Annotated in this window: 15 protein-coding genes; 2 read left to right on the plus strand and 13 right to left on the minus strand. The window is 35.7% G+C overall.

Going from position 1 to position 16,161, the window contains the following annotated elements; translation table 11 throughout:
* The first annotated feature begins 118 nt into the window (after positions 1–118).
* Positions 119–982 (plus strand): hypothetical protein, encoded by an 864-nt coding sequence (locus tag RNZ46_RS04210; RefSeq protein WP_316984126.1) that lies wholly within the window; start codon positions 119–121, stop codon positions 980–982.
* Positions 983–1,060: 78 nt separating this feature from the next.
* Here the strand turns inward: RNZ46_RS04210 and queA are convergent, their stop codons facing one another.
* From queA to rsgA, 9 genes are all read right to left on the minus strand, one after another.
* Entirely contained in the window at positions 1,061–2,110 is a 1,050-nt protein-coding gene (gene queA, locus RNZ46_RS04215; RefSeq protein ID WP_316984127.1) for a tRNA preQ1(34) S-adenosylmethionine ribosyltransferase-isomerase QueA, read from the minus strand.
* Between the two features lie 79 nt (positions 2,111–2,189).
* Positions 2,190–3,419 (minus strand): 3-phosphoshikimate 1-carboxyvinyltransferase, encoded by a 1,230-nt coding sequence (locus RNZ46_RS04220; protein ID WP_316984128.1) that lies wholly within the window; start codon positions 3,417–3,419, stop codon positions 2,190–2,192.
* A gap of 118 nt (positions 3,420–3,537) precedes the next feature.
* On the minus strand, positions 3,538–3,864 hold the full coding sequence (locus RNZ46_RS04225) for a nucleotide pyrophosphohydrolase (RefSeq protein ID WP_316984129.1): 327 nt from the start codon (positions 3,862–3,864) through the stop codon (positions 3,538–3,540).
* The gene (locus RNZ46_RS04230; protein ID WP_316984130.1) at positions 3,864–5,873 is read right to left on the minus strand and encodes a DUF3858 domain-containing protein; all 2,010 of its coding nucleotides are present in this window, start codon (positions 5,871–5,873) and stop codon (positions 3,864–3,866) included. Before RNZ46_RS04230 ends, RNZ46_RS04225 begins: the two co-directional genes overlap by 1 nt.
* A gap of 2 nt (positions 5,874–5,875) precedes the next feature.
* Positions 5,876–7,792 (minus strand): DUF3857 domain-containing transglutaminase family protein, encoded by a 1,917-nt coding sequence (locus RNZ46_RS04235; protein ID WP_316984131.1) that lies wholly within the window; start codon positions 7,790–7,792, stop codon positions 5,876–5,878.
* Positions 7,793–7,861: 69 nt separating this feature from the next.
* The gene (locus tag RNZ46_RS04240) at positions 7,862–8,395 is read right to left on the minus strand and encodes a metal-dependent hydrolase (protein ID WP_316984132.1); all 534 of its coding nucleotides are present in this window, start codon (positions 8,393–8,395) and stop codon (positions 7,862–7,864) included.
* Positions 8,395–8,847, minus strand: a complete 453-nt coding sequence (gene dtd, locus RNZ46_RS04245; protein ID WP_316984133.1) for a D-aminoacyl-tRNA deacylase — start codon at positions 8,845–8,847, stop codon at positions 8,395–8,397. Before dtd ends, RNZ46_RS04240 begins: the two co-directional genes overlap by 1 nt.
* Before the next feature lie 13 nt (positions 8,848–8,860).
* Positions 8,861–10,021, minus strand: coding sequence for a sialidase family protein (locus RNZ46_RS04250; protein WP_316984134.1), 1,161 nt, complete (start codon positions 10,019–10,021; stop codon positions 8,861–8,863).
* Between the two features lie 32 nt (positions 10,022–10,053).
* Complete coding sequence (gene rsgA / locus RNZ46_RS04255) at positions 10,054–11,004, minus strand: ribosome small subunit-dependent GTPase A (protein ID WP_316984135.1); 951 nt, start codon at positions 11,002–11,004, stop codon at positions 10,054–10,056.
* A gap of 91 nt (positions 11,005–11,095) precedes the next feature.
* Here rsgA and RNZ46_RS04260 point away from each other — a divergent pair, with 91 nt between their 5' ends.
* Entirely contained in the window at positions 11,096–11,542 is a 447-nt protein-coding gene (locus RNZ46_RS04260) for a hypothetical protein (RefSeq protein ID WP_316984136.1), read from the plus strand.
* Positions 11,543–11,708: 166 nt separating this feature from the next.
* Here RNZ46_RS04260 and RNZ46_RS04265 read toward each other — a convergent pair whose 3' ends face one another.
* The 4 genes from RNZ46_RS04265 to RNZ46_RS04280 all read right to left on the minus strand — a co-directional run bounded on the left by RNZ46_RS04265 (position 11,709) and on the right by RNZ46_RS04280 (position 16,030).
* A complete protein-coding gene (locus tag RNZ46_RS04265; RefSeq protein ID WP_316984137.1) occupies positions 11,709–12,791 on the minus strand; it encodes a chorismate mutase in 1,083 nt (360 codons plus the stop codon).
* Between the two features lie 258 nt (positions 12,792–13,049).
* Entirely contained in the window at positions 13,050–13,901 is an 852-nt protein-coding gene (locus RNZ46_RS04270) for a prephenate dehydrogenase (RefSeq protein WP_316984138.1), read from the minus strand.
* Between the two features lie 159 nt (positions 13,902–14,060).
* Complete coding sequence (locus RNZ46_RS04275) at positions 14,061–15,206, minus strand: pyridoxal phosphate-dependent aminotransferase (RefSeq protein WP_316984139.1); 1,146 nt, start codon at positions 15,204–15,206, stop codon at positions 14,061–14,063.
* Positions 15,203–16,030, minus strand: a complete 828-nt coding sequence (locus RNZ46_RS04280) for a prephenate dehydratase (RefSeq protein WP_316984140.1) — start codon at positions 16,028–16,030, stop codon at positions 15,203–15,205. Before RNZ46_RS04280 ends, RNZ46_RS04275 begins: the two co-directional genes overlap by 4 nt.
* Positions 16,031–16,161: the final 131 nt, after the last annotated feature.

The following is a 16,161-nucleotide window of genomic DNA, read 5'->3' on the forward strand; positions in this document are numbered from 1 at the left end:
GTCACATCATAAAAAAACACACTTTGAGATGCCGAATAAAGTTCAGCATAACGCTAAAACAGATGACTATTTAAAAACCTTCCAAACAAATTTGGGATTTAACTTTATTATAAAAAAAATGAAAACTAAATTATTTACAACATGTATAGCTTGTTTTATTATCGCAAGTGCATTTTCTCAAACCAATTTAAACGATTATAAATATGTAATTGTTCCTAAAAAGTACAGTTTCTTAAAACAAGAAAACCAATATCTTTTAAATTCATTAACTAAATTTTTATTCGAAAAATATGGTTTTAACACCTTATTGGAAGGCGAAAATTATCCAGACGACTTTAAGCAAAATCGCTGTATGGGTTTAAATTCTGATGTTTTAAAGGAATCTGGCATGTTTAAAACCAAGTTAACTGTTGCCCTAAAAGATTGCAATGGTGTAGTGGTTTACACTTCGCAATTAGGCGAAAGTAGGTTGAAGGATTACGGCAAAGCCTACAACGAAGCGTTGCGAAATGCCTTTAAATCTTTTGAAGCGGTGAATTACAGTTATAAACCCAGCAATAAAAACGCTATGGTTGTTGCCAAAACAGATGTGGAAACCAACAATGAGGTGGCACAAGAAATTCAGAAATTGAAGGAAGAAATCCAATCTTTAAAAAAGGAAAAAGAAGACGTTGCAGCGGTTTCCGAAACAAAAATTGAAGCCGAAGAAATTATTGAAGTACCGCTAACAGAAGCCAAATCAACACCGAAAACGGTTATCGAAGGCACATCAAACATTTTGTACGCACAAGAAACCGCAAACGGCTTTCAGTTGGTCGACAGCTCACCAAAAGTGGTTTATAGAATAAATAAAACCAACCTCAAAGATGTTTTTGTAGTTGAAGGCATTGATGGAATTATTTACAAAAAAGATAACACTTGGTTTTTAGACCATTATTACGGTGCAACTTTAACTCAGGAAGAATTAAATATTAAATTTTAATTTTTTTCTGTAGTTTCAAAAACATAAAGCATAAAAAAAGCCTCGTAAAACGAGGCTTTTTTTTATGATTTCACATTATTAAATAATCAACATGGCATCGCCATAGCTGTAAAATTTGTACTTTTCTTTTATGGCTTCGTCATAAGCCTTTTTTATAAAATCGTGACCCGCAAACGCAGAAGCCATCATCAACAAGGTCGATTTTGGCGTATGGAAATTCGTAATCATACAGTTTGCGATACTAAAATCGTATGGTGGAAAAATAAATTTATTGGTCCAACCTTCAAATTCATTAAGTTCCCCGTTTGATGACACCGCACTTTCTATGGCGCGCATCGCCGTAGTACCCACTGCACAAATACGCTTTTTGTTTCTTAATGCGGTATTTACCGTGTTTACCGCCTTACTATCAATGCTTAATTCTTCGCTGTCCATTTTATGCTTAGAAAGATCTTCAACTTCCACCGGATTAAAAGTTCCTAATCCAACGTGCAAGGTTACCTCGGCAAAATTAACGCCTTTAATTTCTAAACGCTTTAAAAGGTGTTTTGAAAAATGCAAGCCTGCAGTTGGTGCTGCCACGGCACCTTCGTTTTTTGCAAATATGGTTTGGTAGCGGTCTTCATCTTCTGGTTCAACCTCTCTTTTTATGTACTTTGGCAATGGTGTTTCGCCTAGTTCGGTTAATTTTCTACGGAATTCGTTATACGATCCATCATATAAAAAACGTAAGGTACGCCCTCTTGAGGTGGTGTTATCAATAACCTCGGCAACCAAGGTTTCATCTTCGCCGAAATAAAGTTTATTACCAATTCTTATTTTTCTTGCAGGATCTACCAAAACATCCCAAAGACGTTGCTCTTCGTTTAATTCCCGTAACAAAAACACTTCTATTCTAGCACCCGTTTTTTCTTTGTTTCCGTATAATCTGGCAGGAAAAACTTTGGTGTTATTAAGAATCATAACATCATTTTCATCAAAATAATCAATAAGATCCTTAAACATTTTGTGCTCAATGGTTTGCTCTTTTCTGTTCAATACCATTAAACGCGATTCGTCCCTATGTTCTGCTGGATATTCTGCTAATAATTCGTCTGGTAAGTTGAAACCAAAGTGTGATAATTTCATGTATTCGTATTTAAGTGTTTTTAAGAAAGTTGCAAATATACAATCTGCGACTAGGGGTTGTCAAGTATTTAAGTGATTATTATTCAGATATTTTGAATCCAATAGTTTTTAAATCATCCCAAAATGTTGGATACGACTTTGAAACCACCATGGCATCCTCAATAATCATTGAAGTTTTTAAGGCCAAAGGCGCAAAAGCCATGGCCATTCTATGATCGTGGTAAGTTGCAATTGAAACCATCTCTTTAATTGTATTTGAAGGGTGCAAATACAGGGTATCGTTTGATATGTCTACGTTTCCGCCTAATTTTTCAATTTCGGTTTTTAAGGCTACCAGCCTATCGGTTTCTTTAATTTTAAGGGTGTGCAATCCTTTTAAATCGCAAGCAATACCTAATGCAAAACAAGTTACCGCAATAGTTTGCGCAATATCTGGAGCATTAACTAAATTGAATGTTTTTGGCGATGTATTGTGAGAAACTTTTTTTAAAGTCATGGTGTTTTTTAAGAATGTAGTTTCTACACCAAACTCATTATAAATTTTGACTAAAGCCGAATCGCCTTGCAACGAATTTTCTTTATATGACGATAAGGTAATTTCGGTTCCAATATCGCACAAAGCAACTATACTAAAATAGTAGGATGCGGAAGACCAATCTGATTCTACCGTTAAGGTTTTAGCGATTGTCTTTTTGTTATTAGGTTTTACAATAATGGTATTGTTTATAAAAGATGATTCCACACCAATTTCATCCAATAATCTCAGGGTCATTTTAATATACGGAACAGACGTAATTTCACCCTCAAGTGTTAATTCCAAACCGTTTTCAAGTTTTGAAGCGATAAGCAATAAGGCCGAAATATACTGACTGCTCACATTCGCCTTAAGCGACACTTTATTCTTGGTTAATTTTTTTCCTTTAATTTTTATTGGAGGGAATCCTTCGTTTTCAACATAATTAATATCGGCACCCAAAGCTTGCAGCGCTTCAACCAAAATTTTAATAGGGCGCTCTTTCATTCTTTTTGAGCCTGTAAGCGTAACTTCGCGCCCTACTTGTACCGCAAAAAAGGCCGTTAGAAATCGCATAGCGGTGCCCGCGTGATGAATATCCACAACATCGGATGTTGATGATAATGCCTTTGTCATGAGTTGGCTATCATCAGAATTTGAAATATTTTCCAAATGAATCTCAGGGTACAAGGCCTTTAGCAACAACAACCTATTGGATTCGCTTTTGGAGCCTGTTATGGTAATTTCGGATTTACGATTTTTTAATTCAGATTTATGAAGGGTAATACTGCTCATTGTAAATTATCTTGCTTCTTAAAGCTAGCAAATTTACTCGATAATCGAGAGTAATACTACGGAATTTCGTGTTTTTTTGTCCGCCTTGAAAAACTTGCATCATATCATTCTTAGAATGCTATTTCAGTTTTTCGTTATTATGGTGCCTATCGTGGTCGCGTTTTGCTTTTTTTTCCATTCTTTTATCAAATGCATGTTGTAAATCTACCCCTGTTTGGTTTGCTAAACACAACACCACAAACAACACATCGGCCAATTCTTCGCCCAAATCTTTGTCCTTATCGCTTTCCTTTTCACTTTGTTCGCCATAACGGCGTGCTATAATTCGGGCTACTTCGCCAACTTCCTCGGTAAGTTGTGCCATATTGGTAAGCTCGTTAAAATAGCGTACACCGTGTTGCTTAATCCAATCGTCAACTATTTTTTGTGCGTTTTTAATGTCCATTATACTTTGGTTAATACAATTTGTTCGTTTTCTTTTTCTATGAGTTGCTTAAAATACGCTTTTAAAGTGTCATAATACAATGGCGATATAATTGAACTGTTCATTTTAGTATCAATTAACAACTGAATGGTTGATGCATTTTGAGACAAGATGTATTTAAACATTCCTAAATTATCTGGTAAAACCAAAGCTGATGCCTCGGGAATCGACTCCACTTTGTAACCTTCGGGAATATTGATCGTTATGCGATACGTAGTTGATGATGGATAACCAAAATCTACAGGAAACTCTCTTTTTTCCAGTTTAAAAGGATTTTCTTTTGAACGCAAAAAGAACAAGGGTGAAAAATATATTTTATCGCCAATAATGTCGGCTTGACTTTCTTTAAAGAATTTATAAGATTCCATTACGGGTTTAGAGAGCTCAACGGCATTTGAGACTTTAAAGTCTGAAACTTCCAATCCATCGTAATTGTTTTCCAGTTTTTCTAAAAAATCATCCTCATCTGCGTTGTTGTAACGCTCCCGGTATGATAATGCTCTATGATTTGTTTTTACACTTCTGTAACTCCCCTCCAAATCGCCCTCTTCAGTTAAACTCGCCATCATTAAAATGGAGTTTTTGGAATTTTCATTTGGGTATAAACTTACTAAACTTGACGTGCCGTCCTTTTTAATAATTCTACCTTCCCAATTTAAGGTTCTAAAAGGCAAAACATTTGGCGAACCGTATTTGTTGGTCGCATCCAACAACACATTTCCTGTTGGCAATTCCACACAAGAAATCACATAATTATAGCCTTCTCTGGTTGGAAATAGCGGGATGCCATTACGACGCGTACTCACTAAAACAGGATTGGCTTCTAAGCCCGCATAACGTAACATGGAGGTAAGCATTAAATTAATTTCGGCAACATTACCAACCTGTTCTTTATACGCTTTTCTCACTCCATTACTAGTATATTTGCTATTATAAGAATTCCATTTTACTCTAGATTTTACAAAATCGAAAATTAAAGCGATTCTCTTTTTAGGGTCTGAAACGCTGCTTATAAGCGCATCAATATCATCTTCATAATAGCCAGATTTATTTAATTCTGAACCAAAGCTGGAACTTTTATAAATGGTTTTAACCACATCTTCCCAAGTTGTTGAATAGTATTTTATGGTTGATTGTGGCATTTTTACATACGATAATTCATACTTAACCGACGACCTATAATTGTTTATATTATTTACGTAAGGTTCATCTTTTAAAGCGGGAATGTTTTCTAAATTATAGGTTGATACCTTTTTAGTAAATTCTAAATCAGAGGAACTAAAAGAGGTTCTAACGGAACCTTGCTGTCCTGTTCTACTTTTATTATTGAATGTTATTTTATCTCTTTTGTTTTCTATTTTAGGCCTTATCTGCAAAAACCCTTTCATATTTACTTTAAAGTTATAATACTCAGGCGCTTGAAATTCAGCTTCTAATTTTTTAATTGGAATGGCATGCTGAAAATGAAAATCATCAACATTTTGATAAAAAGGCGATATAATTTTGTACTCGTACTCTACCACCGAACCCTCTTTAATATTAGGCATAGTAAATTTAGTCTCGTTACGATACTTTGATTTTTCTGTTTTAAAAATACCGTCTTTTTTTAGTTTGGCATCTTCAATTTTACCATCAACCAAATTATAAGTATAAGCTTTTAAATTTCTGGCAATTTCTTGATGCGAACCACTTTTATACAGGTTTATGGCTTTTGTTGCATAATCAAACCCTTCTTGATTGTATATTTTTATACGCTCATGAACTTCGGTGATTAACTGAAATCCTTTGTCATGATCATATTCAAAAAACGTTTTTCTGTATTTATATAAATAGGTGGCGCTTGCCGATGAATCTAACGGATTAAATGTTTCTGCGAGTTCTTCTTTTGAAACTTTTCCGAACTTGTAATCTTGTGCAGCTGTTATTTGGCAAACAAATAATACGGCTAATAGGGTAAAAATGTTTTTCATGTTTATAATTCCTTTTTAATTAATGCGACTTTGGCGTTATCTTGTTTTGAAACGTTTTTATAAAATGCTCTGAATTTACTGTAATCTTCCTTTGGAAATTCGCCATCGTTTACCACAAATTCCCTTTTGTAAAGCAAGGTGTTTTCATCTTTTACAACCACTTCGGCTTTATAACTACCAAATTTATTTTCGATAATTTTCTTCTCGGGTAACGATTCTACCCTATAATCTTGCGGCAGTAAAATTTCAACCTCATCAACATCTTTAAAGCCTCTTTTTATTTTAAGTGGTAATTTTCGGTTTCTGTATCGATCCGGAATGTGCGTATTTCTATTTAATGCGTTAACGGTTAAGAGCATCCTGTTTGCTACTATTTTTGGATAGTTTGTGGCTTGAAACGCTAAGGTTTCGCTAAACACAATGCTATCTTTATCATTGTTAATAGACATATTATCTATAGTCATATTATTAATATAACTCCAGCGTTCTTTGTAGTGTCCGTCTAAATCGCGTTCGGTTTCAGATTCCATCCAATATTTGTCGTCGTATTGAATGCCTTCCGATTTAACCGTTGCATTTACAGAAATAGAGCCATCATTTGAAACCGAATAATGCCCCGTAATAATTTGAATATTTTCCTCGGTATGGTACTTTTTGGTGCGCTGTATTTTTCCGCCTTCGGGCGTAATTACCAATACGTCTCTGTTGTCGGTAAAGTCACCAATAAAACCAAATGGTAGTTTTTGGCTGGTGCATTCCAACCAAATATCATCTTCATGCTCTTGAGGAATATTAAGAATAACATGGTTGCCTTGAATGGAGGTAAAATCATCTTCAATACTTCTTGGTGTTTTTCCGGCATAAACCACGCTATAATTGGACTCAATATTTGCAGCCTTTAATAGCGCCATCGTGTAATTGGTCAAGCCTTTGCAATCTCCGTAGCTTAATCTATCGACCTCTGAGGCATTAAAAGGTTTCCATCCGCCAATACCTACTTGCACACTTATATACCTAACTTTATCTTGAACGTATTGATATATTTTTTTGGCTTTATCTATATCGTTGGTTTCATCTTTAACCAAATTTTGAATGTCGCTAATAGTACTTTCTGGCAAATCGTGAGTGACCTTAATTAAATCGTGATACATCCATTTTGCAAAATCGTTCCAATTTTCAACAAGCGATTCTACGCCTTCTAAAGTAAATTGTTTTGAAGCAAATAATACTTTTGGGGTAAAATCTGTTATTGACGGACTATAATCTTCCGGTTTAAATGCCTTTAAATTTTTGGCTTTGTAAAATATTTTACCTGTAAGCGTTTCACTTTCAATTTCGATATTTTCAAAGTTTTTTTCCTTTTTTCTAATCGTAATATGTTCCGGATAATTAATGGTATATGTGCTTGTTTCTGCGCTAACTAAATAACTATTAATGGGTGTAAACGACGGAATAAAAGCCGTGTTACTCGTAATGGTTTCGCTTGTAAACTCTATGGTATATGGATATTTAATTGGCGTATATTCCAAATATTTTACTCTCGAATCTGAATACAACGTTCCGCCATCAACGGCGCTCACATCTTTAAAATCGTTTTTTCTTATTTTTTTTATTTCGTTCCCAAAAGCATCAAAAACCAATACTTCGAGGGTTTTAATTTTTACCTTGTCGTCGTAATACACATACGCATCAACATTCCTATTTCCTTTTTTATTTAAAACGGTAATAATTCTTTTTTCTTTAACAGACATTTCGCTAGAAGATTTTAACGAAACAACAACCTCATTTAGCCGTACCACAGCATTTGCATTTTGTATTAAATCTTCAGGAATTGTTAAACTTGAATATAAATGATCTTGCGAAAAAACAGTTAGGGTTGCAAATAGCATCATGGTATTTGCAATAGTTTTTAGGGACATAGTTTGGTTTTTATTCTAAATTAAAGCCATAAATGTAAAGGATAAAAACCTTTAATTATATGAGGAAAATCATGTATCCGGAAAGCTTTTCTTTATGTTTTTAATTAAAAATCTTACAGCTAATATAAAAAAACACGGGAGAATAACATATTTTATTTCGCTAAAAATAACTTGAGCGCCCCATTCTGAGAAAAAGTTTTTTAGGCCTAATGGAGAAACCACAATGTCTCTGAAAGAAAAGAAAAACCGATGATTGTTAAACGGAATAAAGAAACCAACGCCCTCGCCACCACTCGTCATGGCATCTAATACACCGTGCGATATGGTGGATAAAAATATAACCAGAAACCAAATAAGTTTGTTTTTTTTACCAAATGCGATCATTAAAATAAGCGCCCAAAGCAGTGCAAAAACAATAGAATGGGTAAACCCGCGATGCCCTAACGGATGCGCGTAAGGAATACCAAACTTAAAAGCTATAACATCAAAATCCGGTAATATGGCAGAGATAATGGCAAGCCACAAAAGCAGCCTGTTATTTTTATTATCAATTAATTTAGATAAAGTAAACCCAACTGCGCTATGCCCAAAAATGGAAGCCATTAGAGTCTGTTTTTTGAGTCGATGATAATAGTTACGGGGCCATCGTTTAGTAATTCAACTTTCATATCGGTACCAAATTGCCCCGTTTGCACTTTTTTTCCTAAATCTTTTTCAAGTTGCTTTACAAAACTTTCATAAAGCGGAATCGCAACATCCGGTTTTGCAGCTTTAATATAACTTGGGCGATTTCCTTTTTTGGTTGATGCGTGTAAGGTAAATTGACTCACCACAACAGCATCGCCCTGCGCATCTAAAAGTGATTTGTTCATCACACCATTTTCATCTTCAAAAATGCGTAGATTTCCTATTTTATTGGAGAGCCAGTTAATATCGTCTTGCGCATCTTCATTTACAATACCCAATAAAATTAAGAGTCCGTTTTCAATGGATGCAACTTTTTTACCTTCAATAGTTACGCTTGCTTTTGATACGCGTTGAATAACAACTTTCATTTATAAATAAGCCTTAATTATAGATTTTGTTTTTTGAAATAATCTTGTAATGTATACCCTCGTACGGATTATGTTCACCGGCTTCGTACAACACTAAAATATTTCCGTTTTTTAATTCCGTAAGGTCTGAATACGCTGCATACGATGGGTAAATCGGAAGCTTTTTATCCCAACTTAAACCCTCATCAAAACTTACCGAAAGTGTCATATTTACTCTGGATATTGAATCGGCTGGATTTGTAAATAGCAAGATGTTTTTAGCTTTATTTTTTACCGATAACAATGCTCCTTGACACCTTGGTTCTGGTAATTCTGTATCAAATTTTTGATTAACCCACGTATCTCCTCCGTCTTTACTAATCGCTATTTGCCTCGACTTAATGGCCTCTCTGTTATAGTTACGCATGTTTAACAACAAATCACCATTGGATAATTCGGCAACGGTACATTCATTAACCTGATCGGAAGGCGTTGTACCTCCAAGCTTCCATGAAACACCGTGGTCGTCGGAATAAAACACATGCGAAAAATATTTTTTAGTATCCTTTTCAATGTGATCGCAAGGAATTACCAATCGGCCTTTGTGTCTTCCTTTTTTTAATTGAATACTGTGCACAGGCCCCGTAGCATACCAAGTCCAATTAGGCTTTTTTACACTTGCGGTAATGTTTTTGGGTTCAGACCATGTTTGTCCGTCATCTATTGAAGTGAGCTGGTAAACCAATCTACTGTCTATACTTGTGCCGTTAATAATTTCAGATTCGTGGTCTTTGCCATTATTCCACGTTGCCAGTAAATGAACAGTTCCCGTTTCCGTATCGAGTACCGGAGCGGGGTTTCCACATACGTTGTCGTTATCGTCCCAAATCACTTGTAGTGCACTCCAAGTTACACCATTATCCGTAGATTTTTTCATTACCAAATCAATATCCCCCGTATCCGAACATCCCGATTTTCGAGCTTCGCTAAACGCTATAACAGATCCGTTATTAGTAGTTATTACAGCTGGTATTCTAAAACAGGCATAGCCTTGTTCCCCTGGTTTGAACAGCGTGTTTAACTTGGATGTTTCCGGTGTTTCAACAGAATTGGGTTTTGCTGATTTTTCGGTTTTCTTCTTTAAACAACTTACCGAAATTATAGCCACAATAGCAAGAAACAAACAACGCTTCATATATCAAAATCTATTTTTATTATGAAAAAAAATTATTCTTTATCCCAAACATCGGTTCTGTAATGTTCGTCTTCGCCTTCAATAATCTGCAAATAACTGCGATAGCGCGAAAAGGCTATCTCGTCATTATCCAACGCTTTTTTTACGGCGCAATTTGGTTCTTTGGTGTGTAAACAATTATTGAATTTGCAATCTTGTTTTAACTTGAATATTTCGGGAAAATAATCGCCTACTTCTTCTTTGTCCATATCCACCACGCCAAAACCTTTTATTCCGGGCGTATCTATAATTTTTGCATCGAAACTCAAATCGAACATTTCGGCAAATGTCGTGGTATGTTGCCCTTGGTTATGTTGGGTTGAAATTTCTTTTGTTTTAATGTTTAACGACGGTTCAATAGTATTTATAAGTGTGGATTTACCAACGCCAGAATGGCCGGAAAACACGCTAACTTTACCGTGCATTAAGGCTTTTACCTTATCAACATTTTTTCCTGTAACGGCAGAAACCCCAATGCATTCGTAACCAATTTTTCTATAAATGTGCGCGAGGTATTTTACCTCGTTAAGTGTGTCTTCGTCATAGGTGTCAATTTTATTAAACAGTAAAATGGTTTTAATGGAATACGCCTCGGCGGTTACCAAAAACCGATCTATAAAACTGGTTAGGGTAGGCGGATTGTTTATGGTAATCATTAAAAAAACCTGATCGATATTCGCCGAAATAATATGGGTTTGCTTTGATAGATTTACCGATTTTCTAACAATATAGTTGGTTCGATCGTGAATATTATAAATAATACCCGATTCTTGGTTTTGGTCGGTTTCCAATTCAAAATCCACGATATCACCCACAGCAATAGGGTTGGTGCTTTTTATACCCTTAATCCGAAATTTACCTTTAATGCGGCATTGGTACGTTTCACCCAATGCGGTTTTAACTGTGTACCAGCTTCCTGTAGATTTATATACGCGTCCTGTCATAATTTTTTCAAAAGTAAAGCTAAAAAATATTTTTTTTGGTATAGATATTTGATATTCTTGCCAATATTAATTTTTAACAAAAATCAACAACATGAAAAAATTACTTATTGTTTTGGCCATTTGCCTTTTCACCTTTATCGATTCCAATGCCCAAGTAGAGTACAAAGTGGTAACTAGCGTAGAATCAATTGTCCCCAATGGTTTGGGACGTTCAAGAATTGTTAGCGCTAATGAAGAGAAAGATTACAAGGAATACACCACCACCCAAACCGAAGACGATAACACCCGTAATAAATCGAAACGTGGCGACATAAGAGTTAAAGATTTCGATGAAACCAAATTATTAAATTTCTTTAATCTTGGTGGCATCCGCTTTCAAAATATAGCTGCAAATGATGCCATAATTACTTCTAAAATCAACACCATGATTGAAGAAGGTTGGGATCTTGCTTTTGTAACTAGTGCTGTAGAAAGTGCCGGTAAAGGCGATAACCAAGGCATTTTTATAACCCGTTATATATTTAAAAGAAACAAATAACAGCGTTTTTATCTATAAAAAGGGCTGTCTAAAAAAGTTATGGTAATTCACTTTGTCATGTTGAGCTTGTCGAAACTAATTTTGATTATTAGTAAGTTAAAATATTTCGACAAGCTCAATATGACATTGAGGTTACTTTTTTAGACAGCTTTTTTGTTTACAAATATTAGCCTTTAATTATCTTCTCTTGATGATTAATAGACTCTTGGTGAATGGCTTTAAACATTTTTAAAATAAACTCTTCACTTAATCCGTGGTCTTGTCCCTCTAAAACCATTTTACCTAAAATTTCGTTCCAACGTTTGCTTTGTAATACGGCAACGTTTTTTTGTTTCTTTAGGGCGCCAATACTATCTGCTGCAACCATACGCTTGCCCAACAACCCGATAATTTGATTATCAATCACATCAATTTGGGCTCTTAGGTTGTTTAAAGCCGTTATGTATTCTGCTTCGGCATCCGTTTCTTTTCTTATTTTCAAATCCTTCATAATTTGAACCAAAGTAGAAGGCGTTACTTGTTGGGCGGCATCGCTCCACGCATTTTCTGGATCGTAGTGCGTTTCAATCATCAACCCATCAAAATTCAAATCCAATGCGGTTTGAGAAATATCAAAAATCATATCGCGCTTTCCTGTAATATGCGACGGATCGTTAATTAAGGCAATGTCCGGGAATTTATTCTGAAATTCAATAGCCAACTGCCACTCCGGGTTATTTCTGTATTTAGATTTTTCATACGTTGAAAACCCACGATGAATCGCTCCAATATTCTTAACACCTGCTTTATAAATCCTTTCAATACCACCTAACCATAATGCTAAATCTGGGTTAACTGGATTTTTAATCAACACCGGTTTGTCTGTGCCTTTTAACGCATCGGCAATCTCTTGCATGATAAACGGACTTACGGTTGATCGTGCACCAATCCAAAGCATATCAATGTCGTGCTCTAAAGCTAATTTTACGTGTGCCGCATTGGCCACCTCGGTACACACCTTCATGCCCGTTTCCTCCTTTACTTTTTGCAACCACTTTAAGCCTAAAGAACCAACGCCTTCAAACATCCCCGGGCGCGTTCTTGGTTTCCAAATACCAGCCCTAAAATAACTTACATCGGTATCTTTAAGTTCGTGAGCAATTTTTAAAACTTGCTCTTCGGTTTCTGCGCTACATGGTCCTGCAATTACTAACGGATGATCTAATTTTAAATCATCCAACCAGGTTCTCATTTCTTTTTTGTTTTCCATTTTTCCTAAATATTTAGCCACTACAGCTATTCCGTTTACTATTTAATTTTTACTGTTTAATTTTAATAATTTGGGCGTTACCACAAGGGTCGGGCTTTCACTACTCGCTCCCTCCTGCGTCGGGGAGCTCAAACACACCGTTCAATCCCTAACGCAAGTAAGTCCGCAGTCAAATACTATCCGCAAATGCCACTTTTAACTTTCGTATTTTCTTCTGTCTTCTGTCTTCTGTCTTCTGTCTTCTGTCTTCAAAACTATTTAACCCATGCCATTTAAAATATCCTTTATATAATTAGTGTCTTTCATTTCATTAAAAATCGCATCAAAATCATCTTGTTTCATCAACTCCTTAAAATGCGTCAGGTTAATAATATATTCCTCTAAAGTTTCAATAACATTGGTTTTGTTCTGTTTAAAAATCGGGGTCCACATTTCTGGCGAACTTTTGGCCAATCGTACTGTGGAGGCAAATCCACTGCCCGCCATATCAAAAATATCGCGTTCGTTTTTTTCTTTATCGATTACCGTTTTACCTAACATAAACGAGCTGATATGCGATAAGTGCGACATGTACGCAATGTGCTTATCGTGTGCCACCGGATTCATGTAGCGCATACGCATGCCAATATCGGCGAACAACTTCAAGGCCTTTTCTTGAAGCTTAAAGGCTGTTTTTTCAACTTCGCAAATAATATTTGTTTTGCCAACAAATAGGTTTGGAATGGCCGCATTAGGTCCCGAATGCTCGGTGCCCGCAATAGGATGCATGGCCAAAAAATTTCTGCGTTTAGGGTGGTTTTCAACCACTTTACAAATATCTACTTTAGTGGATCCCGCATCCACCACCAACCCGTTATCCGAAATTTTGTCTAAAACCGTTGGTAATAATTTAACCGTGGCATCAACGGGAATAGACACAATAACCAAATCGGCATTTTCAATATCGTCTAAAGTCGCTTTTTTATCAATTAAATTAAGTGACAAAGCGGTTTCTAAGGTGGCATCTTTTCTGCTAATACCGTGAATAACCATATCCGGATTATTCTTTTTAATATCAATAGCAAGACTGCCACCAATTAAACCAACACCTATTATATATATGTTTTTCATTTTCCTGTCTGCCCCTTAACTCCCGAAAGAGATCTTTTATTCGGGCGTTAAGAGTTGTATGTTTTAAACTTTTATTAATACCTACAAGGTTTTTAAAACCTTGCAGGAGACTGAAACCGCAACTGCCGACTGAATACTGCCAACTGCATACTTATTTACTCATTTCACTCTCGCAATGGCTTCTTCTAAAACCTCGGTTGAGGCACATAGCGAAAACCTAATATAACCTTCACCTTGACTTCCAAAAATGGTTCCAGGTGTTATAAAAACGTGGTTCTCTTTCAATATTATATCTATAAATTCTTCTGCTTTTACGTTGCCAGGTAATTTTGCCCAAACAAAAAGTCCCGTGGCATTTTTATCGTAGGTACACTTTAAAGCATCGGCCAATTGCCAAACTAAATCGCGTCGTTTCTGGTACACACTATTCAAAGTACTAAACCACATTTTAGAACATTTTAAAGCTTCAATCGCCCCTTTTTGAATGCCGTAAAACATACCAGAATCCATGTTGCTTTTCACTTTTAAAACATGGTTAATTTGGTCGCTATTCCCCACTAACATGCCCACGCGCCAGCCTGCCATATTAAAGGTTTTGCTTAACGAATTAAGCTCTAAACACACATCTTTTGCGCCTTTAACACTTAATATGCTTTTTGGTGTGTCGTTAAGAATAAAGCTATATGGGTTATCGTTTACTATTAAAATATTATGGCGTTTTGCAAAGGCCACTAAATCTTCAAACAATGTTTCGGTGGCTTGCGCACCCGTTGGCATGTGCGGATAATTAATCCACATCAATTTCACTTGGCTTAAATCTGTTTGCTCTAAAGCTTTTAAATCGGGCAACCAATTGTTACTAGCATCCAATTCGTACAAAACAGGTTTTGCTCCCACTAATTTTGTAACCGATTGGTAAGTTGGATAGCCCGGATTCGGAATTAAAACGCCATCGCCTTCATTCAAATACGCCATCGAAATATGCATAATGCCTTCTTTACTTCCCATTAACGGCAGTATTTCTGTATTGGCGCTAAGGTTTACCGAAAAATGCGTTTTATAGAACACTGCCATTGCTTCACGTAATTCCGGCAACCCTTGATAGCTTTGGTATTTATGGGCGTTAGGACTTAACAATCCGTTGGTTAATGCCTCAATTACTTTTTGCGGTGGTTGCAAATCGGGACTACCAATACCCAAATTAATAATAGGTTTTCCGCTAGCGATAAGCAGATTGACTTCTCTCAACTTTTTTGAGAAGTAGTATTCTTCAACGGTATGTAATCGGTTAGCGACTTCAATCATAGCTTTGCATTTTTATATTCGCCTAAAACTTTAAAATTATCTGCCATTATTTCTGACAACGATTTTGCTTTTTTGAAATCTGAAAAATCCTCAAAGGTCACATCAACAAAAAAGGCGTATTTCCAAGGGGTTTCAATAATGGGTAACGATTGTATTTTTGTTAAATTCAGCTTGCAATCGCTCATCACATTTAAAATAGTTGCTAAACTGCCCCGTTTGTGGTTGGCTTCAAACTTTAAGGAAGCCTTGTTAATTTCAGCTTCAACAACCTCAGAATTCGTACGTTTTACAACTGCAAACCGCGTTTCGTTATGCTTGATGGTTTGTATGCTATGTGCCAAAATATCGAGCTGGAAAATTTCGGCCGCCATTACACTGGCAATAGCGCCAACACCTTTTAATTGGTTTTTATTAATGCGTTGTGCAACCTCAGCGGTATCTTTATCTTCAATCAGTTTGATGTGCGGATGTTGCTTAAAAAACTCTTTACATTGCAACAGTGCCATAGGATGCGAATACACTTCTTTTATATCGGCAATACTTTGACCTTTAAGCGCCATAAAATTGTGCTGAATATCTAAATAATGTTCGCCAACAATGTGTAAATTTCGGTTATCAATTAAAGCGTAATTTGGTATAATGGATCCGGCAATGGAATTCTCTAAAGCCATAATTGCAGCATCGCAATCGCCATTGATTAAAGCATCAACAACGCCATCAAAAGTCAAGCATTCCATAGCTTTTACATCGTTATCAAAAAATTGCTGAGAAACGATATGATGGAACGATCCTTTTACACCTTGTATAGCTACTGTTTTTATCATATATATAAAAAAAGTCCCGATTTTCATCGAGACTCATATTAAAATTTATAGTTATAAATTATACATACAATGCCTCGTTCCTTTTGCTAAAAAAGAAATAAAACCAATTGTTAAAATATGTATAATATACT

The sequence above is a fragment of the Hwangdonia lutea genome (assembly GCF_032814565.1).
Taxonomy (GTDB): domain Bacteria; phylum Bacteroidota; class Bacteroidia; order Flavobacteriales; family Flavobacteriaceae; genus Hwangdonia; species Hwangdonia lutea.

Bases quoted from the DNA above. Each gene is read 5' to 3' on its own strand.
- RNZ46_RS04210 (WP_316984126.1), top strand. From the start codon at position 119: ATGAAAACTAAATTATTTACAACATGTATAGCTTGTTTTATTATCGCA.
- queA (WP_316984127.1), bottom strand. From the start codon at position 2,110: ATGAAATTATCACACTTTGGTTTCAACTTACCAGACGAATTATTAGCA.
- RNZ46_RS04220 (WP_316984128.1), bottom strand. From the start codon at position 3,419: ATGAGCAGTATTACCCTTCATAAATCTGAATTAAAAAATCGTAAATCC.
- RNZ46_RS04225 (WP_316984129.1), bottom strand. From the start codon at position 3,864: ATGGACATTAAAAACGCACAAAAAATAGTTGACGATTGGATTAAGCAA.
- RNZ46_RS04230 (WP_316984130.1), bottom strand. From the start codon at position 5,873: ATGAAAAACATTTTTACCCTATTAGCCGTATTATTTGTTTGCCAAATA.
- RNZ46_RS04235 (WP_316984131.1), bottom strand. From the start codon at position 7,792: ATGTCCCTAAAAACTATTGCAAATACCATGATGCTATTTGCAACCCTA.
- RNZ46_RS04240 (WP_316984132.1), bottom strand. From the start codon at position 8,395: ATGGCTTCCATTTTTGGGCATAGCGCAGTTGGGTTTACTTTATCTAAA.
- dtd (WP_316984133.1), bottom strand. From the start codon at position 8,847: ATGAAAGTTGTTATTCAACGCGTATCAAAAGCAAGCGTAACTATTGAA.
- RNZ46_RS04250 (WP_316984134.1), bottom strand. From the start codon at position 10,021: ATGAAGCGTTGTTTGTTTCTTGCTATTGTGGCTATAATTTCGGTAAGT.
- rsgA (WP_316984135.1), bottom strand. From the start codon at position 11,004: ATGACAGGACGCGTATATAAATCTACAGGAAGCTGGTACACAGTTAAA.
- RNZ46_RS04260 (WP_316984136.1), top strand. From the start codon at position 11,096: ATGAAAAAATTACTTATTGTTTTGGCCATTTGCCTTTTCACCTTTATC.
- RNZ46_RS04265 (WP_316984137.1), bottom strand. From the start codon at position 12,791: ATGGAAAACAAAAAAGAAATGAGAACCTGGTTGGATGATTTAAAATTA.
- RNZ46_RS04270 (WP_316984138.1), bottom strand. From the start codon at position 13,901: ATGAAAAACATATATATAATAGGTGTTGGTTTAATTGGTGGCAGTCTT.
- RNZ46_RS04275 (WP_316984139.1), bottom strand. From the start codon at position 15,206: ATGATTGAAGTCGCTAACCGATTACATACCGTTGAAGAATACTACTTC.
- RNZ46_RS04280 (WP_316984140.1), bottom strand. From the start codon at position 16,030: ATGATAAAAACAGTAGCTATACAAGGTGTAAAAGGATCGTTCCATCAT.